Source organism: Schleiferilactobacillus shenzhenensis LY-73 (assembly GCF_000469325.1).
Lineage (GTDB): Bacteria > Bacillota > Bacilli > Lactobacillales > Lactobacillaceae > Schleiferilactobacillus > Schleiferilactobacillus shenzhenensis.
Window position 1 is genome coordinate 114850 of the sequence record NZ_KI271586.1, and the last position, 226, is coordinate 115075.

Sequence of the window (226 nt, forward strand, 5' to 3'; positions counted from 1 at the left end):
TTTCCAACCCGATCGTAACGTCTTTAGTGGCAAGACATATTCGCCGGAGGTGGTCTCTTGAACTTCACACTTCCGGGCAACTACCGTAACGTCCGTGGGTGGAAGCGGGCCGGGATTTCGTGTCGAGCGAGACTATTCCGGTCTCCGAGAATGTAGGGTGACGAAGGGTGGAGCAGATTGGGGCTCAGCCGTGAAATTGTTCTTGGCGGCTTTGCCGCCTAGAACA